The 406-nt window shown below is 48.0% G+C and carries 1 pseudogene; it reads left to right on the top strand.

The window, feature by feature from the left end:
- Window positions 1-89 precede the first annotated feature (89 nt).
- Window positions 90-406: pseudogene (locus tag A3712_RS22885) on the top strand (transketolase); the annotation flags it as partial.

The following is a 406-nucleotide window of genomic DNA, read 5'->3' as shown; positions in this document are numbered from 1 at the left end:
CTAAGCTGTAATCACACAGAATTTAAAAAGGGGAACGTTTGCGTTCCCCTTTCAATTTCCAATCCAATATTTAAACACTGGTAGTTATTATGGACCGTAAACATTTAGCTAATGCTATTCGTGCTCTGAGCATGGACGGCGTACAACAAGCAAACTCTGGCCACCCAGGCGCACCTATGGGTATGGCTGACATCGCTGAAGTTCTTTGGCGTGATCACCTAAACCACAACCCGTCTAACCCAGAGTGGGCTGACCGCGACCGTTTCGTTCTTTCAAACGGCCACGGCTCTATGCTGATTTACTCTCTGCTTCACCTAGCAGNCTNCGAGCTATCAATCGAAGATCTCAAGAACTTCCGTCAACTTCACTCTAAGACGCCAGGTCACCCAGAGTACGGTTACGCACC

It is taken from the genome of Vibrio sp. HI00D65, from assembly GCF_001635455.1.
Lineage (GTDB): Bacteria > Pseudomonadota > Gammaproteobacteria > Enterobacterales > Vibrionaceae > Vibrio.
Note: the sequence above shows the minus strand (reverse complement) of the source record. Positions and strands in the feature narration are given on the sequence as shown.